Here is a 23,347-nt window from a genome sequence, read left to right as displayed (position 1 = left end):
GGTTACTGTTCGGGAGCGGAGGCGTCCAGTTCCCCGAAGGTGGTCTCGCCCTCGCGGAGGTCCGCGAGGAGGTCCGGCAGGTCCGCGACGGGAACTCGGACCTGCTCGGTCGAGTCGCGCTCTCGGAGGGTCACGGTGCCTGCTCGCGGCTCATCGCCGCTCGCGCGGTCCGAGGCGCGTTGCGCCTCGCGGTCCTCCAAACTCTCGTAGTCCACCGTGACGCAGAACGGCGTGCCGACCTCGTCCTGTCGCCGGTAGCGCCGACCGATGTTGCCCGAGTCGTCGTAGGTCACGTCGAAGCCTTCCGCCCGGAGGTCGTCGGTGATTTCGCGGGCGGTCTCGCCCATGCCGTCTTTGTCCATCAGCGGGAAGACGCCGACGAACGTGGGCGCGACTTCGGGTTCGAGCGAGAGGCGCTTGCGGGTCTCGCCTTCGATTTCGTCCTCGCCGTAGGCGTGAGCGAGGACGGTGTAGATGACTCGGTCGATACCGATGGACGGTTCCACGACGTGGGGCGTGATGTGTTCGCCCGACTCCTTGACCTCCTCGACGCTGAAGCCGGTCTTTTCGGTCGGAATCGCGTGTTCCTCGCCGCCGACCTCGACGGTTACCTCGTCGCCCTCGAAGGCGGCGCGGTCGCGCTCGGCCAGCGTTTCGAGTTGCTCGGCCACGTCTCCGGCCTCGCCGCCGAACTCCGGCCCGAGATAGCTCATGTCGGGGTCCACCGTCGCGCGCTCGACGACCTTCGGCTCGTCGTACTGCTTGAAGATGGTGAAGTCGTCGTCGGAGTAGTCGTCGTGCTTGCTCAGGTCGTAGTCGCTTCGGTAGGCGTAGCCCGTAATCTCTATCCAGTCGCCATCGACTTCGCTCTCGGCGTCCCAGCAGTCCGCCGCGTAGTGGGCGCGCTCGCCCGCGAGATGCTGGCGGAATCGGAACCGGTCCATGTCCACGCCGATGGACTCGTACCACTGCTTGCCGACGCCGAGGTAGTAGGCGACCCACTCGTGGACGATGCCCTCCTCGACCGCCTCCGCGACGGTCTTGTGGACGTAGCCGCCGTCCTCTTTTTCCTGCTCGTCGGCCGGGTAGAGTTTGAGTTCCACGTCGGCCACTCGGTCGAGGTCGGGTTCATGTTCCGTCGGGTCGATGAAGTGTTCCAGTTCGGCCTGCGTGAACTCTCGAACTCGGACGATGGACTTCCGAGGGCTAATCTCGTTGCGGTAGGCCTTGCCGACTTGGGTGATGCCGAACGGAAGTTGGTTGCGCGCGTACTCCGCGAGTTGCGGAAACTCCACGAAGATACCCTGCGCGGTCTCTGGCCGGAGATACCCCGGCGAGGAGTCACCCGGTCCGATGTTGGTCTCGAACATGAGGTTGAACTGCTCGACGGAAACGCCGCCCAGTTCCTCGCCGCAGTTGGGACACTGCAACTCGTGGTCGGCGATGAGGTCCTCGATGTCCGGAATCGAGATGCTTTCGGCCTCCTCGATGTCGGTGTTGTCCTCCACGAGGTGGTCGGCACGATGGCTCTCGCCGCATTCGGGACACTCCACGAGCATGTCGTCGAAGGTGTCGAGGTGGCCCGACGCCTCGAAGACGGGTTCGGGCATCACGGTCGGCGCGTCGATTTCGCGGTGGCCCTCACGGACCTGAAACCGCTCGCGCCACGTATTCTCGACGTTCTGCTTGAGCGTCGCGCCCTGCGGGCCGTAGGTGTAGAACCCCGAGACGCCGCCGTACGCGCCCGACGACTGGAAGAAGTAGCCTCGGCGCTTGGCCAGTTCCACGAGGTCGCTTCGGCTCACTGTAAGGCCTCCAGCAGATTCACGTCCCGGACGATGCCCGTGAGTCGGTCGCCACTCACGAGCGGAATCTGCTCGATGTCGTGACGGAGCATCATCTGTGCGGCCTGTTTGGCGGTCTTCTCGCCCGAGACGGTCTCCACGTCGTCGGTCATGAACTCGCGGACCGGTGCGGCCGGAATCTCGACGTTTCGGGTCGGCAGGTAGCGCTTGCCGACCGCCTTGATGGACTCCCACTTCCAGTCGTCGTCCTCGTCGGCGATGGAGTCGCCGGTGTCGTCCTCGCCCTCGACCACGCGGGCGACTTCGATGATGTCCACCTCGGTCAGGACGCCGTTCATGTCGCCGTCCTCGGCGAGGACGACGGCGTAGGGCAGGTTCGCGTAGTAGAGTTCGCGCTCGGCGACGGTCAGGGGCACCTCCTCGTAGGTGGTGTTCACGTCGCGCGAGGCGATGTCGCCGACTGCGGCGTCGCCGTCGGCGTTCCCGTCAGCGATGGCCCGAACCACGTCGGTCACGGTGACGATGCCCTCTAACTCCCCGTCAACGACCGGGACGCGGCGCGCGCCCTTCGAAACCATCAGTTCGGCTACTTCCTCGATGGTCGTGTCCTGCGTGGTCGTCGGGACCTCGCGCATCAGCATGGCGAGTTGGTCCTCGTCGGGGTTCTCGATGAGGTCGTCCCGCGAGATGAGACCGCGGAAGTCCTCGGTTCCGTCGCTGTTCTTGACTACCGGAACGGACGAGAACGAGCGTTCCTGTAGGTACTCTAGCACGTCGTCGCGGGTGCCCGGAAGGTCTACGGTGACGACTTCCGAGCGTGGCGTCATGGCTTCGCCGACTTTCATGTTCGCGCGATACGGGTTGGGGAGTCTTGTAGTCTACGAACCGAACATTGTCGTCTCGTTCGTTTCGTCCCGTTTTCTCGGCCTGAGTCGCCGATCTTGAACGCACTCGGTGCTTCGAGACGTTCGATGATGCGGCCGCTGAACGGTTGCCCGCTCCCGCTAACTGGTTTCACTCGTCGGGAACCGTGACCGAATCGTCGGACTTGGCCCGCGACAGCACGGACCGACAGAACTCGTCTTTCGCGGCGTTGTAGGCGTCGATGTCGTCCGAGTGAGACTCGGCGGCCTCCCGCTTGACAGCCTCGTACTCGTCGCACACGTCCGGGTTCGCTCGCAGGTACTCCCTGAACAACAGGTCGTCTTTCCACTGGTCGTCGGACTCCCGAATCAGGTGGAGATTGTACAGTTGTCCCGAATCGTCGGTGCGTTGCAGAAATAGCCAGTCTGTAGGGATGTGACTCAGTTCGTATCCGTAGAACGTGGCGAGTTTGTCGAGATCGCCCCAAATTCCCGGTAGGTCGGTTACGACCGCCACCGTGTCGATGACCGGTTTCGCACCGAGTCCTTCTACGGCCGTACTTCCGATGTGTTCGATGCGGGACGTGTGGGCGTCGAGAAACGTTTCGAGTCGCCCTCGTTCGGTCTTGAACGTCTCCGCCCACGTCGGGTCGTAGTCGCAAATCGTTATCGGGGTCTCGTCCATCGCCGAAAAGTCATTTCCCCGACAATAAATGGTTTCGGGTGAGGGCCGAAGCGACCGGACGCTACGGTGGCGCTATTTCTACTACTACTCGCTCGCTTACTCCTCGTTCGCGGCGTCCTCGTCGTCCAGCACGCCGTCGAACGGCACGTCGTAGCCCGCGTACTTTTGCGGTTCGGGGAAGAACTTCGTCATGTCGTCGTGACGGAACGACCCGAGATGCGTCTTGTCCAGCGTCTGGACGTGAGTGTACATCTCGTCTTCTTTCAGCGCGTTCTTGACCAGTCCGGGCGCGTGGCGAATCTCGAAGTTGCCCGCGAGCAGGATGGCCGTCTCCGACTCGGGGTCGAGCAGTTGGGTCACCATGAAGATGCGACCCTGCATCTCGTTGCGGAACACGCGGTATTTCGGGAACGTGCCGGTCTCGACGACCTCCTTGAACGCCTCGGCATCGTTGCCCGGAATGACGTGGACGAATCCCCAGCGGTCGCTCGCCCCGGCGTCGGGGTTCGTCGGCGCGGTGTGGCCCGCGGCGATGGCGACGACGTTCCAGCCGTCGGCTTCGAGTTCCTCCTCCATCGCCCGCATGTCCTCGATGGTGCGCTGCCACGCGCCCTTCTGGACATCCGCGTTCGCGGCGATCTGCTCGGCGTAGTCGGGACCTTCCCCGTCCCCAGTCTCTGGCATGTGTACGCCTGACGGTCTTCTGTGGGTAAAACCTGTTGCTTGGGGGTCAACGACGTGCGAGACTACTCGAACCAAGCCATTCGGTAGAACAAAACGCAGTGAACGGAAGCGGCTTCGACCGTCTACCCCATGACGCCGAACACCGTCTCCAGCACGAACGACCACGCCAGCGTCGCCAGACTTCCGAGGAACAGCTTAAACGCAACTGAAAGGCGCTCGTTCGGCGGAAGCGAGTACCACGGGAGCGGCGGAATCCGCTGGACCGCGGCCTGAAACTTCGTTTCGTCCCGCTCGCTGACGACCCGGCCGCTCGGCTCGTTTTTTGTCACTTTGATCTCGCCGCCCTCTGTCTCTGTGGTGTCCCACGGCGGTTCTGGCCGGAGCTGAAACGTCGCGTAGCCAAAGAGTAGGAGACCGAGGACGAACATCACGTACTTGGCGGTGACGAGACCGCCGCCGATCACCAGACCGACGACCACCCCGAGACCGAACACCACGCCAGCGACCGCGAGCGCGTAGACGACCGCGTCTACGGCTTTCCGCGCGCGTCGGCCGTTCGCGGACTGGGAGGGCGTCGGGGACATCTACCGTTCGGTGTAGGGGACGAACTCGTCGGGTTCGGTGTACTCGGACTTGTGGCGGTGACAGTGACTGACGCGCCCGGTGTCGCTGACGACGTGGTTGTCGGGCTTCTCGAAGTCACAGACGCTTCCGAACTCTTCTCGAAGCACCTCTCGGGCCTTCGCCTCGTTGTTGTCTTCGACGTGTCCGGCCGCCTCGTCGATATGCTGCTCGACCTCGCTCGAAACGTCCAAGTCGCCGAACAGTTCGCGCTTGATCTCGCCGATGTCCGAGAAGCGAGTCTCCATCCCGAGCAGTTCCTTGGCCTGCTCGGTCAGCGACTTGTCGGCGCGCGACCGTTCGCGCAGGACTTCGCGGAACACCTCGATGGCGACCCACATGTCGGAATCCATGTCCTGGTACTTCTCGGGCCGAATCTTCATCGGACACCGAGTCGTGAACGGACATCCCGTCGGCGGGTCGCGCGGACTCGGCGGCGTCCCGCGGAGCGTGACGCGCTCCTTGTCGGACGTGGGGTCCGGTTCCGGAATCGCCGACAGCAGCGAGTGGGTGTAGGGGTTTTTCGGATTCTCGAACAACTCTTCGGTCTCGCCCAGTTCCATCACGTTGCCCAGATACATCACGGCCACGCGGTCGCAGATGTGCCGGACGACGCTCAGGTCGTGGGCGATGAACAGGTAGGTCAGGCCGAACTCGTCCTGCAAATCCTCCAGCAGGTTGAGAATCTGGGCCTGCACTGACACGTCCAGCGCCGACACCGGCTCGTCAAGGACGACGAACTCGGGTTCGAGCGCCAAGGCCCGCGCGATGCCGATGCGCTGGCGCTGACCGCCGGAGAACTGGTGGGGATAGCGGTAGTAGTGTTGGGGCTGAAGCCCCACCACATCGAGGAGTTCGCGCACGCGCTCGCGGCGCTCCTCGGGCGTGTTCCAGTCGTGAACGTCCAGCGGCTCCCGGATAATCTCGCCAATGGTCATCCGGTCGTTGAGGCTGGACTCGGGGTCTTGGAACACCATCTGGCTGTTGCGCCGCCAGTTTTTCAGTTCCGTGCCCGAGAGTTCGGTCACGTCCGTTCCGTCGAACAGGACCTCACCGGAGGTCGAGTCCTCCAACTGGATGAGCGTCCGGCCGAGCGTCGTCTTGCCACAGCCGGACTCGCCGACGAGCCCGAGCGTCTCGCCGCGCTTAATCTCGAAATCGACGCCATCGACCGCTTTCACGGGGTTCGAACCGACGATGCCGCCGTCGTCGTAGTAGGTCTTGAGGTCGTTGATGTCCACGAGCGTCTCGCCCGTGGCGACGCTGACCGATTCCTGTTGAAGTTGCTCGCTCATCGTTCGCTCACCTCGCGCTGACTCTCACGCTGTTCGTGTAACTCGACGGCCTCCTGCTCCGAGACATCCTCGGGATACAGCAGGCAGGCCGCGGTGTGGTCCGCCGACTCCGCGTTGACTTCGACCGAATCGGGGTGGACGCGCGTACACTCCTCGAACGCCTTCGGACACCGCGGCTCGAACCGACAGTAGCTCGCGGCTTCGTTCGGCGTCGGCACGTCGCCCTCGATGGTCGAGAGCCGATCTGCGTCGGGCTGATTGCCCGGAATCGACTGAAGCAGCCCCTGCGTGTAGGGATGACGCGGGTTTTCGTACAGCTCCTCGACCGGCGCGCTCTCGACGATTTCGCCCGCATACATCACGTTCACGCGGTCGGAAATCTCCGCGATGACGCCCATGTCGTGGGTAATGAACATGATGGCGAGGTCTCGCTCCTCCTGTAGCTCGTCGAGGAGTTCGAGAATCTGGGCCTGAATCGTCACGTCGAGCGCCGTCGTCGGCTCGTCACAGATGAGCAGCTCGGGGTCGCAGGCAAGCGCCATTGCGATGACCGCGCGCTGGCGCATCCCGCCCGAGAACTCGTGGGGGTATTCCCCGACTCGCCGGGCGGCGTCGGGAATGCCGACCGCTTCGAGCAGATCGATTGCCTCCTCGGTCGCCTCCGCTCCGCGAAGGTCCTGATGGAGTCGAAGCGCCTCCTTGATCTGGTTGCCGACGGTGTACACCGGGTTGAGCGAGGTCAGCGGGTCTTGGAACACCATCGCAATGTCGCTGCCCCGGAGCTGTCGGTACTGCTTCTCGGTCTTGTTCGTCAGCTCCTCGCCGTCGAACTCGACGCTACTGCCGCTCAGTACGCGACCGGGCGAGTCCACAAGTCCCATAATCGAGCGAGCAGTGACACTCTTGCCCGACCCGGACTCGCCGACGATACCGACGGTCTCGCCGCGGTGGATGTCGAAGCTCACGCCATCGACGGCCCGGATGACCTCCTTGTCCGTGAAGAAGGCGGTCTGAAGGTTATCGACCGAGAGGAGCGGTTCCTCCTCGCTTCGGGCCGTGGCGGATTCTTGCTGTGACATCAGGCACCACCTCCACCGGCCGCGGCGACTTCAGCGTCGCCTTCGCCGCTCTCGCTCTGCGGGTCAACCGCGTCGCGGATGCCGTCACCGAGCGCGTTGAACGCGGTCACGACCAGCACGATCATCACGCCGGGGATGAACGAGATGTGCCACGATGACGTGGTGACGTACGACTGGCCGATGTCAACCGCGCGGCCCCACTCGGGCGTCGGCGGGTTGATGCCGAGTCCGAGGAAGGATAGCCCCGCGACGGCGATGATAACGCCGCCGAGGGTCATCGAGGAGTACACCAGCAGATAGCCGAGGATGTACGGTGCCATGTGTTTGCGCATGGTGACGCTCGGCCGCTGGCCGAAGCTCTTTGCGGCGTCGATCCACTCTTGCTCGGACACTTGCATCGCGGGTCCGCGAACGGACCGCCACAGGAACGGCCACCCGGTCCCGGCGAAGATGAGCGCCAAGATGAGTCCGCCGCTGTAGATTTCGGCTATCCATGTGCCGCCCAACACCACCGATAGCAACATGACGAATAGCAATCTCGGTAAGGACATTATTGAGTCACCCACGATCACCACCACGAGGTCTACTAGCCCCTTGTAGTAGGCGGTCAACAGCGCGAACGCCGCCGCGATGAGTCCGCTCACGATGATAGACGTGAGACCGATGAACAGCGATATCCTCGCTCCCGCGGCCATGAAGGTAAACATGTCTTTTCCGGACGGTAACGTCCCGAAGGGGTGCCACCGACCGTAGTCGTCGTACTGCATCGGACCGACGTTGCTGTCGGCAGTTCCCTGCGAGCGCGCTCCGAGGTTCGCCGATCCGACCGTGATTTTCTCCAGTTGGCCGTCGTCGTTGTAATACTCGATGTGGTGTGAGTATGGGTCCGAGATGCTCCGCTCGACCGTCGTCGGACCGAGCGCGGGCGCGAACATCGCCATCACGACGAACGCGAAGACGATGACCGCGCCGAACTGACCCCAACGGTGTCCCCGAAGGCGGTCAACCATGTCGTCCCGCGGCGTCCAATCGGCGTAGCGGTAGTTCTCTCGGAAGACGACGTAGCCACGCCAGAGCCAGACAAGCCACAGGAAGGCGTAGGCGTAAATAAGGACGACACGGAGCGCCCACGCGTAGGCGGGCGCGATACCGAGGAACGTGTCCTTCCACGCGCCGCCCGGCATCTGGTAGCCGTTGTTCGGGATGAGGTCCCGACTGAGAAGCGTCGGTAGTTCGACGCCGGACCCGAAGAACCCGGTCACGAAGTGAACGACCGCTCCGGCTTCCAGCGCGAACAGGACTACTAAACCAGCGAACCAGCCGAGTGCTGGGCCGGGATTCTCCTTGATGCGTTGAACGAGAGAGGCGTCTGGGTCGTGGTCTACACTCATGTTAGGCACCTCCGTCGTACCCCACACGGGGGTCGATTATAGTGTACAGGAAGTCTTGCACGATGTTGATCAGAACGACGAGCAGGATGAAGATGAACATCAGCGACCCGACGAGCGGCATGTCCCCGTTCTTGACCGCTTGGAAGAACAGGAAGCCGATACCGCTGATGTCGAAGACCGTCTCCACCAGCACCGACCCGCCGATGAGGATGAACGCCTCACCCGTGATAATCGGCACGAGCGGGATGAGTGCGTTCCGGAAAATGTGTTTCCAGACCAGCGAACGGGGTCGGACGCCCTTCGCTTTCGCGGTCTCGATGTAGTTGGAGTTGACAGTCTCCAGCACTGCGGTCCGACCGATACGCATCTCGTTACCCATCGACGCCGATCCGAGGACGATGGCGGCCGGAGCGATCTTCTTCAGCGCCTTGGTGAATCCCTCGATGGACGTGAGGTTGCCGAGCGGCGGCGGCCCGGTGACGTTCGTCGAGTAGAGGAACGTCTCCCAGTCGAAGCCGAACAGGAACTTCTCGGATTGGGAGAGGACGCTCATCAGGATGACGGCGAGCCAGAAGTTCGGCATGGCGCGCCAGACGATGCCACCGAACGACGCCAAGTAGTCACTGAACGTGTTCGGATTCAGTCCCGCGTAGAAACCGAGCGGGACGCCGATGAAGATAGCGATGAGCACCGACCAGAAGCCCAGCCAGATGGTCCGGGGAGCGTAGCTCACAACCAGCGAGTAGACGCTGGTGTCGGGCTGTAGCACCCACGATTCACCCAGATTTAGGGTGAACATGTTGACCATGTAGTCGATGTACTGTTGCCACAGCGGTTGGTCGAGACCGAGCTGGCTCCGAATCGTGTTATACGCTTGCGGATCTCCCTGTGGTCCCAAAATCGCGGACACCGGGTCGAGCGGTCCCGCCCGAATCACGAGGAAGGTAATCGAGGCCCCGAACAGCAACACCGGGACCGAAAGCAGTACCCGTTTTGCGAAGTATTGCCACCTGCTCACGGCGAATCACCGCCGCGACTGCGGCTACTCCCGTCGAATCGTATGTACCCAAACTGGACCGCGCACATGCGTGATGATTTTGAGGGTCCTCTCATTATGTCTTGCGCTTTCGTACCACATCTCCGTAATCGGTGAACGACGGCTTCTCGACCCGGTGTAGTCTACTTGAGCGACCGCTATCAAGAGTGCAGTCGCCGAAAGAAAAATCGCTGTGTCGTTAGCTTCGGTCGCCGATTTCGACGTTGTTGTACATCTGACGACTGTATTCGGCGGCTCCGTGGTGAGGTGCGTCGACCCAGTCGTAGGAGAACCGCTCGGAGATGTCGTGGTAAGTCGGCAGGAGAACCACGTCCTCCCAGTTGGCCTCCTCCATCTTGATGTAGGCCTCGTTACGCTTGGCCTTGTGTTCGTCGGTCGGCTGAGGGTTGTTCTGGACCTTCTCCCACGCCTGCTTCGCCTGCTTGGAGGCGTCGGTGCCGGACCAGTTGAAGTACGACGTTGGCGACTCGAGCGACGTGTCGGTGCGCGGCGGGTAGAGCAGTTCGAGGAAGTTGTCCGGAGCGGGGTAGTCCATGACCCACCCGAGCGAGTAGGCTTCGAGGTTCCCGTTCCGGCCGCGCTTGAGGAGCGTCGAGAACGGCGCGGTGTCGATGCTCATGTCTACGTAGGCGCTGGCGAGCTTGTCGCGCAGGAGTTTCCCGAGGTCCGGCCACGTACTCGACGACTCGTAGACCGTGAAAGTGAAGCTGGCTCTGTTGTCGGGACCGTAGCCAGCATCTTCCATGACCTTCCGAGCCTTGTCGAGTTGCGTCTTGTTGTAGCCGTAGGGGTAGTTCTCCTTGGCGTGCTTGTCGTAGGCGTCCGGGCCGTCGGGGTAGATGGACGGCGGCGTGAAGTGGTACGAACCCTCGCCACGACCTTTGAAGATCTGGTTGACAGCTTCCTGTTGGTTCAGTGCGTATGCGGCGGCCTGTCGGACCGCCTTCGGAACTGCATCGGAGTTGAACCCCATGTAGAAGGCACCGATGGGCGAGATAGCACTGTAGTCCATCGTCGTGCCACTCGCCGTCTCGCCGTAGGTACCGAGGTCACGGCCGAGGTCGTCGGTCTCCTCGATGGTGACCTTGTCCCGATTGTACTGACTCGTGGGAAGCTGACCGCCGTAAATTATGTCGGCGTTCTGGTTAACCGTCCCGTAGGTGTACTGCGCCTGCGAGTCGGACATGATGTTCCAGTGGATACCGTCCACGCTGGCGGTGTCTCCGTGGTAGTCGTCGAACTTCGTGACTTCCGCCTCGGTGTTGCTGCTCCACGTGTCGAACTCGAAGGGACCCGCGCCGATGGGGTTGGCGGTCGAGAACTCCTGATACCCCATCTGGCCGTCGTAGCCGTCGATGTCGCCGAGGACACCTTCGGGCAGGACCGCGAACGACGTGTACGCGAGCATTTCGAGAACCGCGTGGAACGGCTCGGAGAGCTCCAGCGTGAGCGTGTAGTCGTCCTCGGCGGTAACGTCCATCGTGCCGGGCTTGTAGTTGTCGTCGTCGTCGGTCTCGTGAGCGACGCCGATGGAGTCGAGGATGAAGTACGCGCGCCGGGAGTTGTCGGAGGCGGCGAGGCGCTCCAGCGAGTAGACGAAGTCGTCGGCGGTGACTTCGGTTCCGTCGTGGAACTTTGCGCCTTCCTTGAGCGTGAGCGTGTAGGTCTGGAAATCGTCGGAGACTTCGTAGTCCGTGGCCAGCTGGCCTTCGACTTCGATTTCCGCGTTCGGGTAGTTCATCAGGCCGTCGAAGACCTGCTGGATAACCGTCCCGGAGGCCGTGTCCGTCGCCTTGATCGGGTCCAGCGTACTCATCGTGGAGTTGATGAGTCGGAGGACGTTCGCGTCGTCACCGGGCGCGTCGGCCTCTTCGGTCGTCGTCTCCTCACCGGTCGTGGTCTCCCCGCCGGACGTCGTGGTGTCTTGGGAACTGTCTTCGTTGTCACCGGTACAGCCAGCGAGGGCCACAGCCGATGCCGCACCGCCAGTCGCCTGCAGGAAGCGACGACGGCTGAGGTTGTCAGTATCTGTCATCCAACGGTTCATTGTAAATGAGTCCGGATAAACTTACCGTTTGTTACTTAGAGAAAGGCCGTCTTAACGCCGCAGTTCCTTTCCGTCTAGACGTGTTCCGGCCGTTATTTTCTTATTTTCGCGGCTCGTTCTTTGAACTAGACGACGTATCGAAACCGCCCACGCTCCCCCACTTGTGATAGAAATCTATGGGGTAATGGGCCGTGGTAACGAGTATCTGTATTTGAACCCTTCGATTCCGTACACTGGTTTGTCGTTCCGGAGCGTTTATTAACTCATGATACCATGTGTCACATATGGCCCCAGACACGGCCACTCCGTCGGACTCAGTCGCACAGCGCGAGGTTATGGCCTCGCTAGACGACGACGGTCGCACGGAGCGACTCATCATCGCTGACACGACCGCCGACGACGCGTGGCTTTCGGTCCCCGTCTCCGGAAGCGTAGCCCTCCAAGACTGGCAGTAGCAGTCCTCAAGCCTCGCTTTTTCCGATCTTTGCGTCTATTCGGTCTCGGTAACGAGCCAATACTCAAGCTTTTTGGCGCCGGTCCCCATTGCCCGGAACATGAACTACCGGGAGGTCTCAGGGGACCGCGAGTTCGTCGCCAGACTCGGCCACGGCGAGGACTGGCGCGAGGAAATCGAGTCGCTCGCCGCCGAGGAGGACGTGGACGCCGCGTGGTTCGTCGCCATGGGTGCGGTACAGGACGCGACCGTCTGGTTCTACGACCAGTCGGAACTGGAGTACCGCGAGGTCGAGTTCGACGAACCCCTCGAAGTCGCGTCCTGCGTCGGAAACATCTCGTGGCTCGACGGCGACCGATTCGCCCACACGCACGCCGTCCTCTCGCGCAAGAGCGGCCAGACGCTCGCGGGCCACCTCGACTCGGCGACGGTGTTCGCCGGGGAACTGTACGTGCGGTCCTTCGAGGACGAACTGGCGCGCGACCACGACGAACCCACCGACCTCGACCTCTGGCTCTAACATGCGGGTCGAGGACGAGCGTTACTTCGAGGACCTCGAACAGGACTTAGACGAGGCGTTCGATGTCGCCCGCGAGGCCAAAGCCAACAGCGGCGACCCCAAGCCCGAAGTCGAGATTCCGGTCGCCAAGGACATGGCCGACCGCGTCGAGAACATCCTCGGCATCGAGGGCGTCGCCGAGCGCGTCCGCGAACTGGAGGGCGAGATGAGTCGGGAGGAAGCGGCGCTCGAACTCGCCGAGGACTTCGCGGAAGGTCGCGTCGGCGACTACGACAGCAAAGCCGGAAAGGTCGAAGGTGCGGTCCGGACCGCGGTCGCACTCCTCACCGAGGGCGTCGTCGCCGCGCCCATCGAGGGCATCGACATGGTGGAAGTGCTGGAAAACGACGACGGCACCGAGTTCGTCAACGTCTACTACGCCGGGCCGATTCGCTCCGCGGGCGGGACCGCCCAAGCCCTCTCGGTCCTCGTGGCCGACTACACTCGCGCGCTCGTCGGCATGTCCGAGTACGAGGCCCGCGACGACGAGACCGAACGCTACGCCGAGGAAATCAACCTCTACGACAAGGAGACTGGGCTTCAGTATTCGCCGAAGGACAAGGAGACGAAGTTCATCGCCGAACACATGCCCATCATGCTCGACGGGGAGTCCACCGGCGACGAGGAGGTTTCGGGCTTTCGGGACCTCGAACGAGTCGATACCAACAACGCTCGGGGCGGCATGTGTCTCGTCCTCGCGGAGGGTATCGCGCTGAAAGCACCCAAGATTCAGCGCTACACCCGCAATCTGGACGAAATCGACTGGCCGTGGTTGCAGGACCTCATTGACGGTACCATCGGGAAGGACGAGGGTGACGACGAGGCCGAGAGCGACGAGGACGACGAGAACGAGGGAGACGAAGACGCTGACGGGACCGAACAAGACGCCGACGACGAAGCGGGAGCGCTCGCCGGACCTCCTCGCGTTGACCCCGCCAAGAAGTTCCTCCGGGACCTCATTGCGGGCCGCCCGGTCTTCGGCCACCCGAGCGAGTCCGGGGGGTTCCGCCTGCGCTACGGCCGAGCGCGAAACCACGGTTTCGCCACCGCTGGCGTCCACCCCGCGACGATGCACCTCGTAGACGATTTCCTCGCCACCGGGACCCAAATCAAGACCGAGCGCCCCGGTAAGGCTGCGGGCGTCGTCCCCGTGGACTCCATCGAGGGACCGACGGTCCGCCTCGCCAACGGCGACGTGCGGCGCATCGACGACCCCGACGAGGCGCTGGAACTCCGCAACGGCGTCGAGAAGATTCTGGACCTCGGGGAGTATCTGGTCAACTACGGCGAGTTCGTGGAGAACAACCACCCCTTGGCACCGGCCTCCTACACCGTCGAGTGGTGGGAACAGGACTTCGAACACGCGGGCGCGGACGTGCAGGCGCTTCGTGACTCTCCGAGCGTGGACCTCGCGGACCCGACCCCCGAAGAAGCCTTGGAGTGGGCTATCGAGTACGACTGCCCGCTTCACCCGAAGTACACCTACCTCTGGCACGACCTCACCGTCGCACAGTTTGAGGCGCTCGTGGAGGCCGTCGCCGACGGCGAAATCGTCGGCGGGGACCTCTTCTTCGAGTTCACCGAGGAGACCCGGACTGCACTCGAATGCGTCCTCGTCCCGCACCACCAGCAGGAGACCGAGATTCGAATCCCCGAGTGGCGACCGCTCGCGCGCTCGCTAGGTCTCACCGACGACCTCGAACCGACGTGGGACGACCTCTCGCCGGAGGCCCGCAACTGGGGCGAGACCGCGGACGGCGACAACGCCGTCCGCGCGGTCAACGAAGTCGCGCCTTTCACGGTCCGAGAGCGCGCGCCGACCCGCATCGGCAACCGGATGGGCCGCCCCGAGAAGTCCGAGGAGCGCGAACTCTCGCCTGCGGTCCACACCCTCTTCCCCATCGGCGAAGCGGGCGGCAGTCAGCGCGACGTGGCCGCCGCCGCCAAGCACGCGCCGGACATGGAGAGCACGCCCGGACTGGTTGACGCGCAGGTCGGCCGCCGGGAGTGCGAGGACTGCGGCGAACACACCTTCGAGTGTGAGTGTCCCGAGTGTGGCGCCAACACCTTCGCGCATTTCAAGTGCCCCGACTGCGACTCCGTGGTCGAGTTGGACGAGTCGGGTCGCGCGCTCTGTGACAACTGCGAAGTCGAAGCGACTCCCGTCGAGTACCGGACCATCGACATCAACGACGAGTTTCGGTCGGCGCTCGAATCGGTCGGCGAGCGCGAGAACGCCTTCGACACGCTCAAAGGTGTCAAGGGGCTGTCGTCGTCGTACAAGACGCCCGAACCCATCGAGAAGGGCATCCTCCGGGCGAAACACGACGTGTCGGCGTTCAAGGACGGGACGGTCCGCTACGACATGACCGACTTGCCCGTCACCAGCGTCCGCCCCTCGGAACTCGACGTGAGCGCCGACCACTTCCGGTCGTTGGGCTACGACGAGGACGTACGCGGCGACCCGCTTCGCCACGACGACCAACTGGTCGAACTCAAGGTCCAAGACATCGTCCTCTCGGACGGCGCGGCCGAACACCTGCTCCAGACCGCCGAGTTCGTGGACGACCTGCTGGAGCAGTATTACGGTCTCGACCGATTCTACGAACTGGACGAGCGCGACGACCTCGTCGGCGAACTCGTCTTCGGGATGGCTCCTCACACCTCCGCCGCTGTCGTCGGGCGCGTCGTGGGCTTCACCTCCGCGGCCGTCGGGTACGCGCATCCGTACTTTCACGCCGCGAAACGCCGGAACTGTTTCCACCCCAAGACCAAGGTCTGGTACGAGGACGAATCGGATGAGTGGCACTACGACGAGATTCAGCGGTTAGTTGAGGAACGGCTCGGCGACCCGCGCGAGGACGATTTTGGCGCACTGATCGAGGAGTTAGACGGCGACGTGTGGGTGCCGTCGGTTGACGAAGACGGCGAAGTCGTTCAGAAACCAATCGAAGCGGTCTCAAAACATCCTGCGCCGGACCATCTCGTGGAAATCGAGACGCGAAGTGGTCGAGAGATTACGGTGACGCCGGACCACTCGATGCTCTGCTGGCAGGACGACGACCTCCGAGAAGTCGAAGCAGGAGAAGTAGAAGTCGGCGCTTCCGTTCCGGGTTTCCTCGGTACGCCGAACGACGACAACCCTCGTCCGGTGACTGACTCTTCGGTCGTTGCTGACGGTGGTTCCTTCGAACGCGACGAGATTACGCGAGTCGAAATCGTCGGCTCCGAGATTTCCAACACTTATTGTGTCACGGTCGAAGACACGCACAACCTCGTCGCAAACGACATTGCTACAAAACAGTGCGACGGCGACGAGGACTGCGTGATGCTCCTGATGGACGGCCTGCTCAACTTCAGCAAGGAGTTCCTGCCCGACCAGCGGGGCGGCCAGATGGACGCGCCCCTCGTCATGTCCTCGCGCATCGACCCCTCGGAAATCGACGACGAGGCGCACAACATGGACATCGTTCGCCAGTACCCCCGCGAGTTCTACGAGGCGACCCGCGAGATGGCCGACCCCGAAGAGGTCGAGGACGTGATGACCATCGCCGAGGAGAATCTGGGCACCGACCGCGAGTACACTGACTTCCACCACAGCCACGACACCTCGGACCTCGCGCTGGGGCCAGACCTCTCGGCGTACAAGACGCTGGGGTCGATGATGGACAAAATGGACGCCCAGTTGGAACTCGCCCGGAAACTCCGCTCGGTGGACGAAACCGACGTGGCCGAGCGCGTTATCGAGTACCACTTCCTCCCGGACCTCATCGGGAACCTCCGGGCGTTCTCCCGCCAAGAGACCCGGTGTCTCGACTGCGGGACGAAGTACCGCCGGATGCCCCTGACCAAGGAGTGTCGGGAGTGTGGCGGACAGGTCAACCTGACGGTCCATCAGGGGTCGGTGAACAAGTACATGGAGACCGCGATTCGGGTCGCCGAGAAGTACGACTGTCGGGAGTACACGAAACAGCGCCTCGAAATCATGGACCGCCGACTGGAGAGTATCTTCGAGAACGACAAGAACAAGCAGGGAAGCATCGCGGACTTCATGTGAAAATTTTGCTGCGGTCGAAATCGCGGCTCCGCCGCGATTTCTCCCTGGCAAAACGTTCATGAAAAACGGCGTCACCCCCTCGGCCTCGCTTCGCTCGGCGGGGCTTCGAGGGTTCCTTGGTCCGGTCGCTCGTCGCATCGCGCGGCGCTTCGCGCCGCGCTCTCGCTCCTCGCTGGCGGTCGAACTGCTAGCCCGTCGTCGTAGGTTTCTCCGGGCGCTCGTGGACAGTTCGGCTTCTCGATTCGACTGATCTCCCGAGTCGGCGACGAACTTTATCATTCACGACGGCGTATCCTCGTCCATGAGTGGACACGGGGAGAAACCCGCGGAGGACGATGGGGACGTGGAAGCGGTCAAGGAAGCCCTCGAAGTCGCCTTCGGCCAGACCGTCTACGACGAGGACGGCAACGAACTCGGCAACGTTCGGGGACTAGAGAACGCCGGGTTCTTCGTCTCGACCAGAGAGGGCGTCGAGAGCATGAGTATCGAACACGCCCGGTCTGGCCACGACTTCGGCGAGGCCGAGTTGATGTGGCGGTGTACCGAGTGCGGCGAGATGGGAGAGATAGACGAGGGCATCCCCGAGGAGTGCCCGAACTGCGGCGAACCGAAGGAGGCGCTAATGTACTGGACCGAGGACTGACTGCCACGAGACGCACCTCTTTTTCTACTCGCGGTCCCGACGGGGAGACATGGACATCGTCGTGTTCGGCGCGGGAAGCCTCGGAAGCCTCGTCGGGGGTCTGCTCGCCCGCGAACACGCGGTCACGCTGGTCGGGCGCGACCCGCACGTCGCGGCGGTTCGAGAGGACGGCCTGCGCGTTACCGGAGACCACGAGTTCACGGTCCGCCCGGAGACGACCACCGACGGGACCGACCTCGCGGCCGACCTCGCGGTGGTGACGGTCAAGGCGTTCGACACCGAGAGCGCGGCCGAAACGCTCGCTACGGGCCGAATCGAGGCCGCGCTCTCGCTCCAGAACGGGATGGGCAACGAGGAGACGCTGGCGCGACTGCTCGACTGTCCGGTTCTCGCGGGCACCGCGACTTACGGCGCGGTCCGCGGGGAACCGGGTGCCGTCGAGTGTACCGGCCGAGGGAAGGTCGTCCTCGGGCCGCGCGAGGGTGGGACTTCCGAGACGGCCGACCGCGTAGGGAGCGCCTTCTCCACCGCCGGAATCGAGACTTCGGTCGCCGACGACATGCCGTACAGACTTTGGGAGAAACTGGCGGTTAACGCAGGCATCAACGCCACCACGGCGCTGGCCCGCGTCGAGAACGGCGCGCTTCTCGACGGTCCGGCCCGCGAAGTCGCCGCGGACGCCGCCCGCGAGACGGCCCGCGTCGCCCGCGCCGACGGCGTCGAACTCGGCGACGACGAGGCCGTTCGCGCGGTTGAGCGAGTCGCCGACGCTACCGCGGCAAACACCTCCTCGATGCTGGCCGACGTGCTGGCGGGCAGACGAACCGAAGTCGAGGCCATCAACGGGTACGTCTACACGCGCGCCCGCGAGCGGGACCTGTCGGTGCCGGTCAATCGGACCGTAACGAATCTGCTCCGAGCGTGGAAGCGAAACTGCCCATAGATTGAACTGCTCCGAGGACGCTGATAGCCACGAGCCATGCCGATACGTCGCTCGTTTCGTCGTCGGGTTCCGACCGGGGATTTCGACATACTGATTACCGCAGAAAGCAACCATCCCCCATGAACGGCGCGCAGTTGCGAACCACGGTTCTGGGCTTTCTCGGGACGTTCGCAATTCTCGGTCTGCTTCTGTATTTCGTCGGCGTCGAGGGGTTCGTACAGGAACTCCGGAACGCCGACACCGAGATGGTCGTGCTCATCGTGGTGATGGCGCTCGGGTGGCTCGCCGCGTGGGGGTTCGGTCTCCGGACGGTCCTCGACGTACTCGGCGTCAACGTGTCGTTCGTCAAGTCCTTCTTCATCCTGAACGGCGCGATGTTCTCGAACAACATCACGCCCTTCGGGCAGGCGGGCGGCGAGCCGGTGACGGCGCTACTCATCTCGAAGGTAGCCGACACCGAGTACGAGCGCGGACTAGCGGCTATCGCCAGCGTGGACTCGCTCAACTTCGTCCCGTCCATCGTTCTCGCGCTGGGCGGCGCAGGGTTCTACGCGACCCAGACCTCCTTTGGCCGCCAACTCCAACTTGCGACGGCGGCCATCGTCGTCCTCTCGCTCGCCGTCCCAATCGTCGGGTTCGTCGGCTGGCGCAACCGTAAGCGACTTCGGCGCGCCATCGCCCGCGTTCTCGCGCCGGTCCTTCGATTCGTCACGCGAGTCGCGCCCATCGACGTGGCGCTCAGCCGCGAGACTCTCGAAACCCGGATTAGCGAATTCTTCGACTCGATAGAGCGCGTGGCGACAAACCGACGCGGACTGGCCCTCGCGCTCGGGGCTTCGACGGCGGGATGGATGTTCCAGATGGTCGCGCTGTGGCTGGCGTTCGCGGCTATCGGCAACCCGATTTCGTTCGCGGTCCTCCTGTTCGTCGTCCCGGTGGGCGCTATTGCGGGAGCAACGCCGCTTCCCGGCGGCGCGGGCGGCATCGAGGCGGTGCTGGTCGCACTGCTCATCAGCCTTCCCGGTGCCGGAGTCAGTTCCGGGACCGCTTTCGCCGCCGTCGCCCTCTTCCGGGGCGCTATCTACTGGGTGCCAATCGTCATCGGCGGCGGCGTCGTGAGCGTCGTCGGTATCGACTCCGTACAAGAAGCGTAGCGGTCTCGTTCGTTACGTCGCTCGATTGTCTTCGCATAGCCGCGAGGAGACAAGCCTTCTCGCGGCGAACTGCCCATCAGTCGATGTAGCCGAGGTCCTGTAGCCGGTCTTTCGCGTCGTCGCTCATGTCGCCCAACACGTCGTCGTCCTCGACTTCCTTCCACTCGCCGCCGACGCTCTCCTCGAACTCCGAGAGTGCGCCTTCGAGTTCGACCTCTTCGTCGCTCCCCTCGCCGCGCGAATTGTCGGTCTCTCCGGAGTCCGAATCGAGGTGATAGAACTCGTCGCCGATGCGCTCGTTGCGGACGTACTTGGCGTCGGGGCGACGCGCGGCCCGCATCCGGGAGTAGAACCGCGAGTCGGTGTCCAACTCGATGCCCGCGTCGGCGGCTTTCTGCTCAAGTTGCTTGAGTTCGACTACGGGACGGTAATACTCTACGAAGGCGTAGTCGCCTTCCGCAAAGTCCCGGTAGTCGGCGTCCAGAAGCGACCGCTCTCGGTCGAGGGGCACCGTCGAACGCTGGGCCTCGACGCCAGCGTGGTCCAGCACGGTGTGATAGAGGTCCACGAGTTCGACCTGCTGGTCCTCTCGCGTTCCTGACTCCATCTCGGGGTGCTTGACCATCAGCGGGACGTTCACGAGGGGGTCGTAGATACAGAACTCGTGGCCGTAGAGGTCGTGTTCACCGTGGAGTTCGCCGTGGTCGGCACAGACGACGACCATCGTGTCTTCCCACTCGTCGTTGTCCTGCATCCACGAGAACAGGCGCTGGAGTTCGGCGTCGATGTGTCGAATCTCGGCGTCGTACAGGCCTTCGATGGCCTCCCACTCGTCGTCGCTGATGTCACGGGCACCGCAGTTGTACTCTTTCGAGTTCTGGCAGACTTTCGTGGAATCGACGTTGGGAGCGAACTCCTCTTTGTACTCCTCGGGCGGGTGGTACGGCAGGTGGGCGTCCATCAGGTTGATGAACGCGAAGTAGTCGTCGTCGGCGTCGTCGATGAACTCCATCGTCCGGTCGATGACCTGTGGGGTCTTCGAGTCGGCACCGTCGCCGGACGCGGTGTACTCGTGAATCTTGTTGCCGACGCTGACGAGGTAGTCGGCGACCTTCCGCAGGGTCTCGTTGTCGTTCATCGTCTTCCACGCCTTGGCCAGCGGTCCCGAGAGGAAGTCGCCGGGCATCACCTCGAAGAAGTTGTCTTGGTCGTCGAACCCGTCGGTGAGGTGGGTGTAGGGCGTAATCCACGCGTTCGAGGAGTAACAGGCGGTGTCGTAGCCTGCGCCCGAGAGCGTCTCGGCGAGCGTCGTCGCGCCTTCGAGATACGGATTCTCTTGGCTCGCGCCGTGTTCGCTCGGGTACATCCCCGTGAACAGCGAGGCGTGTACCGGGAGGGTCCACGGTGCGGGAGACACCGCCTGCTCGAAGACGGCTGCCTCGTCGGCGAACCGCTCCAAGCCCGGCGTCGTCGGTCGGTCGTAGTCATAGACAGAGAGATGGCTCTTGCGAACCGTGTCCATGACCACGAACACGACGTTCCCCGCCGCGTCGTCGTTAGTCATATCAGTACCGTCCAATCCCCGACGGGATAAATATCCTGATGTTAGCCGCGTTCTACGGGAAGAACTTGGACGTTTCGGGGCGGAAATCCGGGCTTAGAAGGGGGCCTGCGGACCTTCGTCCTCGTCTCCGTCGTCGGTGGTCTCGCCGGGGAACGACGGACTCATGCCGCCGTCTCCGCCGTGTCCGCCGTCGCCGCCCATCCCGGTATCGGCATTGACTTTCTCGACTTCGGGAATCTCTTTCACCATTCGGCTCTTGATGGCCTGAATCGTCATCGGCGAGATGCCACAGCCACTGCACGCGCCGCCGAGTTGGATGTGGACCGACCCGGTTTCGCGGTCGATGTTCTGGATGGCCGCGCTTCCGCCGTGCATCTGAATCTGGGGGAAGTTGCGTCGCAGGAAGTTGCTGATGCGCTCCTCAAGGTCGTTCCCGTCGTCCTGAGTCTCGGTGCTCATGCGCTGAAGTAGGGAGTGTGCGTTCTTAGGCCTTTGGTTCACTACCGTTCTCTGTATCGCCAGAGCGGCCGCTCTCCGCGGCTTCGGACCGCCACGTCGGCGTCGCTACTGGCGCTTACTCGCCGCGACCGGCGACGATGTCGGCCACTCGGTTGCGGTCGAATAGCCACTCGTTTTCGGGAATCTCCGGATAGGGGTCGCCGTCCTCGTAGCGGGGCCACTCGCCGAACACGTCGGGGTAGAGCTGTTTGGCTCCCATCTCTAGCTGGAACAGGTTCATTATCGGTCCCTGATAGCGCATCCCCGCGGCGTGTACGCGGTCGTTTTCGACCGCTTTCAGTTGACTCCCGCTACTGTGGTTTTCGAGTTTCGAGCGCGTGTCGGCCATGCTGTAGCTCGGCGTGAGACCCCACAGGTGGAGAATTACGTCCGGGTCGGCTTCGAGCATCGTCTCGTAATCGACGGTGCCCCAGAGGCTCTGCCAGTCCTCGTCGGCGAAGGCGTCGTTCGCGCCGAGCGGCCGGGTGTCGGCCAGCCAGTAGCCCGGTTTGTTGAGGTGGTAGGTGTAGAACGACTGGCCGTCCGCCGCGAGCGTGACGCGGACGGCGCTCGGTCGCTCCTCCTTCGGCGGCAGTTGGTCTCGAATCGTGGAGACGAGATTCGTGTGTACTTCCGCGAGCGCCTCGTACCGCTCGCGCTCGCGGAACACGTCCGCGACCTTTCCGAACAGGGTCCACAGGTCGTAATACTCGTAGTCGTCGTACCCCTCAGGTGGTTGTGCCCGCGTGCCGCTGTAGAAGTTCCCGAACCACGGCGCGACCTGCGAACCGATCTCCTCTACGTCCGCTCCGTCCCAGTTGTCCTGTGTCGTCGCCCACGCGGGGTCGGCGAGGTGAACGTCGCTGTCGAGCGCGTACAGTTGTTCCTTGGAGAAACTGTTGCTCAACGGGTCGTCGAGTCCGTCCCACTCGAAGGAGACGCCGTCGAGATGGTGGGCGTAGTGGTTTAGCGTCGTGCCGGTCATCTCCGGGACGTACACCGAGTTCAACGCGTCGCCGTGTCCCAGCGCCGTTACCATATCCGCGTACTGGGGAAACACTGCGAAGACGTTCTCCGGAACGGCGTCGAACTCGACGGTTCCCGCCGGGGACATCGACACCGCGTATCCGTTCTGCGTCTCCTCCGTAGTCGTCTCGTCCGTCTCGCTCTCCGTCGTCGTTTCCGACTGCTCGGTCTCGTCGGTCGTCGTTTCCTCGTTCGCTCCGTTACCCATACATCCAGCGAGGAGCGCGCCGGTACTGGCCGCGCCCGCTCCCTTCAGCAATCCCCGCCGCGTCAATCTCGACACTGGTCTTTCTCGCATGTCTTTAGGGTAGCCTAAATCAGGACTTAGGGATTTTGGTCTGCCTAAATTACTGTCTGCGACGAACCACGTTCCGTTTCGCGCAGCGTGGATATTCTATATATCGAAATTTGCTTTACCACTAGTTTGCCGGGATTCGCCCCGCTCGTCGTCCTCAGAGCGAACGCTCGACGAACGACCGGCGCACCGCGAGAAAAGCGAATCTGGCGAAATCGACGCGCGCTACGACTCGAACCCGAACACGCGCCGCAGTTCGGTCTCGATCTCCTCGACGTAGATGTCGAGCATCTCCTCGACTTTCTCGTCTTTGACGACGATACCCTGCACGCGCTCGGCCGGGTTTTCCGGGAGTTCGACGCGGAACTCGCCGTCGCCCTCGTAGAAGGGTTCGCTCTCGTTGAGAATCTGCTGGTCGATGGCGTGGATGAGTTCCGAATCGTACTGGTCGTTGAGTCGGTTGAACGCGTTCTTGTACGCTTTCTGAAGCTCGTTGAAGTAGTTCGCGTACTTATCCTCGAACTTCTCGGGGTCGAAGTCGGCCATGTCCGGACGGTTGGGTCAGGACGAACAAAAGTGAGCCGATTGGTCGATTCGCGCCGCGAAACCGCGGGCGGTCGATTCGCG

General features: G+C 63.0%; 20 protein-coding genes. 6 read left to right on the top strand and 14 right to left on the bottom strand.

Features of this window, described 5'->3' with window-relative positions; all coding sequences use genetic code 11:
• Window positions 1–2: 2 nt before the first annotated feature.
• From glyS to EP007_RS06855, 10 genes are all read right to left on the bottom strand, one after another.
• Window positions 3–1,805: a glycine--tRNA ligase gene (glyS, locus tag EP007_RS06900; protein ID WP_128476959.1), complete on the bottom strand. Its 1,803-nt coding sequence runs from the start codon at window positions 1,803–1,805 to the stop codon at window positions 3–5.
• The gene (locus tag EP007_RS06895; RefSeq protein ID WP_128476958.1) at window positions 1,802–2,650 is read right to left on the bottom strand and encodes a CBS domain-containing protein; all 849 of its coding nucleotides are present in this window, start codon (window positions 2,648–2,650) and stop codon (window positions 1,802–1,804) included. Before EP007_RS06895 ends, glyS begins: the two co-directional genes overlap by 4 nt.
• Before the next feature lie 169 nt (window positions 2,651–2,819).
• On the bottom strand, window positions 2,820–3,353 hold the full coding sequence (locus EP007_RS06890) for a GrpB family protein (protein ID WP_128476957.1): 534 nt from the start codon (window positions 3,351–3,353) through the stop codon (window positions 2,820–2,822).
• A gap of 96 nt (window positions 3,354–3,449) precedes the next feature.
• A complete protein-coding gene (locus EP007_RS06885; RefSeq protein ID WP_243700460.1) occupies window positions 3,450–4,037 on the bottom strand; it encodes a DUF7529 family protein in 588 nt (195 codons plus the stop codon).
• A 122-nt stretch (window positions 4,038–4,159) separates the two neighbouring features.
• Window positions 4,160–4,621 (bottom strand): DUF7555 family protein, encoded by a 462-nt coding sequence (locus tag EP007_RS06880; RefSeq protein WP_128476955.1) that lies wholly within the window; start codon window positions 4,619–4,621, stop codon window positions 4,160–4,162.
• The gene (locus EP007_RS06875) at window positions 4,622–5,953 is read right to left on the bottom strand and encodes an ABC transporter ATP-binding protein (protein WP_128476954.1); all 1,332 of its coding nucleotides are present in this window, start codon (window positions 5,951–5,953) and stop codon (window positions 4,622–4,624) included.
• The gene (locus EP007_RS06870) at window positions 5,950–7,032 is read right to left on the bottom strand and encodes an ABC transporter ATP-binding protein (protein WP_128476953.1); all 1,083 of its coding nucleotides are present in this window, start codon (window positions 7,030–7,032) and stop codon (window positions 5,950–5,952) included. The genes EP007_RS06875 and EP007_RS06870 overlap by 4 nt, the downstream gene beginning before the upstream one ends.
• Window positions 7,032–8,423 (bottom strand): ABC transporter permease, encoded by a 1,392-nt coding sequence (locus tag EP007_RS06865; RefSeq protein WP_128476952.1) that lies wholly within the window; start codon window positions 8,421–8,423, stop codon window positions 7,032–7,034. The genes EP007_RS06870 and EP007_RS06865 overlap by 1 nt, the downstream gene beginning before the upstream one ends.
• A gap of 1 nt (window position 8,424) precedes the next feature.
• A complete protein-coding gene (locus tag EP007_RS06860; protein WP_128476950.1) occupies window positions 8,425–9,441 on the bottom strand; it encodes an ABC transporter permease in 1,017 nt (338 codons plus the stop codon).
• Window positions 9,442–9,658: 217 nt separating this feature from the next.
• A complete protein-coding gene (locus EP007_RS06855) occupies window positions 9,659–11,515 on the bottom strand; it encodes an ABC transporter substrate-binding protein (protein ID WP_128476949.1) in 1,857 nt (618 codons plus the stop codon).
• Window positions 11,516–11,811: 296 nt separating this feature from the next.
• On the opposite strand from EP007_RS06855, the gene EP007_RS17360 reads away from it, so the two are divergent.
• From EP007_RS17360 to EP007_RS06830, 6 genes are all read left to right on the top strand, one after another.
• On the top strand, window positions 11,812–11,982 hold the full coding sequence (locus EP007_RS17360; RefSeq protein WP_166035470.1) for a DUF7556 family protein: 171 nt from the start codon (window positions 11,812–11,814) through the stop codon (window positions 11,980–11,982).
• Between the two features lie 99 nt (window positions 11,983–12,081).
• Complete coding sequence (locus EP007_RS06850) at window positions 12,082–12,501, top strand: PPC domain-containing DNA-binding protein (protein ID WP_128476948.1); 420 nt, start codon at window positions 12,082–12,084, stop codon at window positions 12,499–12,501.
• Between the two features lies 1 nt (window position 12,502).
• Window positions 12,503–16,597 (top strand): DNA-directed DNA polymerase II large subunit, encoded by a 4,095-nt coding sequence (locus EP007_RS06845; RefSeq protein WP_128476947.1) that lies wholly within the window; start codon window positions 12,503–12,505, stop codon window positions 16,595–16,597.
• 301 nt (window positions 16,598–16,898) lie between these two features.
• Window positions 16,899–17,240 carry a DUF7130 family rubredoxin-like protein gene (locus tag EP007_RS06840; protein ID WP_128476946.1) on the top strand — a complete coding sequence of 114 codons (342 nt, stop codon included), beginning with the start codon at window positions 16,899–16,901 and terminating at the stop codon, window positions 17,238–17,240.
• Between the two features lie 49 nt (window positions 17,241–17,289).
• Window positions 17,290–18,183, top strand: coding sequence for a ketopantoate reductase family protein (locus EP007_RS06835; RefSeq protein ID WP_128476945.1), 894 nt, complete (start codon window positions 17,290–17,292; stop codon window positions 18,181–18,183).
• 119 nt (window positions 18,184–18,302) lie between these two features.
• Window positions 18,303–19,337, top strand: a complete 1,035-nt coding sequence (locus EP007_RS06830; protein ID WP_128476944.1) for a lysylphosphatidylglycerol synthase transmembrane domain-containing protein — start codon at window positions 18,303–18,305, stop codon at window positions 19,335–19,337.
• 76 nt (window positions 19,338–19,413) lie between these two features.
• On the opposite strand, the gene EP007_RS06825 is transcribed toward EP007_RS06830, so the two are convergent.
• The 4 genes from EP007_RS06825 to EP007_RS06810 all read right to left on the bottom strand — a co-directional run bounded on the left by EP007_RS06825 (window position 19,414) and on the right by EP007_RS06810 (window position 23,266).
• Window positions 19,414–20,901, bottom strand: a complete 1,488-nt coding sequence (locus EP007_RS06825) for a sulfatase (RefSeq protein ID WP_128476943.1) — start codon at window positions 20,899–20,901, stop codon at window positions 19,414–19,416.
• A 93-nt stretch (window positions 20,902–20,994) separates the two neighbouring features.
• Entirely contained in the window at window positions 20,995–21,360 is a 366-nt protein-coding gene (locus EP007_RS06820; protein ID WP_128476941.1) for a NifU family protein, read from the bottom strand.
• A 115-nt stretch (window positions 21,361–21,475) separates the two neighbouring features.
• Window positions 21,476–22,723 (bottom strand): ABC transporter substrate-binding protein, encoded by a 1,248-nt coding sequence (locus EP007_RS06815; protein WP_128476940.1) that lies wholly within the window; start codon window positions 22,721–22,723, stop codon window positions 21,476–21,478.
• A gap of 222 nt (window positions 22,724–22,945) precedes the next feature.
• A complete protein-coding gene (locus EP007_RS06810; protein ID WP_128476938.1) occupies window positions 22,946–23,266 on the bottom strand; it encodes a DUF5783 family protein in 321 nt (106 codons plus the stop codon).
• Window positions 23,267–23,347: the final 81 nt, after the last annotated feature.

It is taken from the genome of Halorussus pelagicus, assembly GCF_004087835.1.
Lineage (GTDB): Archaea > Halobacteriota > Halobacteria > Halobacteriales > Haladaptataceae > Halorussus > Halorussus pelagicus.
This window is presented reverse-complemented; position numbering and strand designations above follow the sequence as displayed.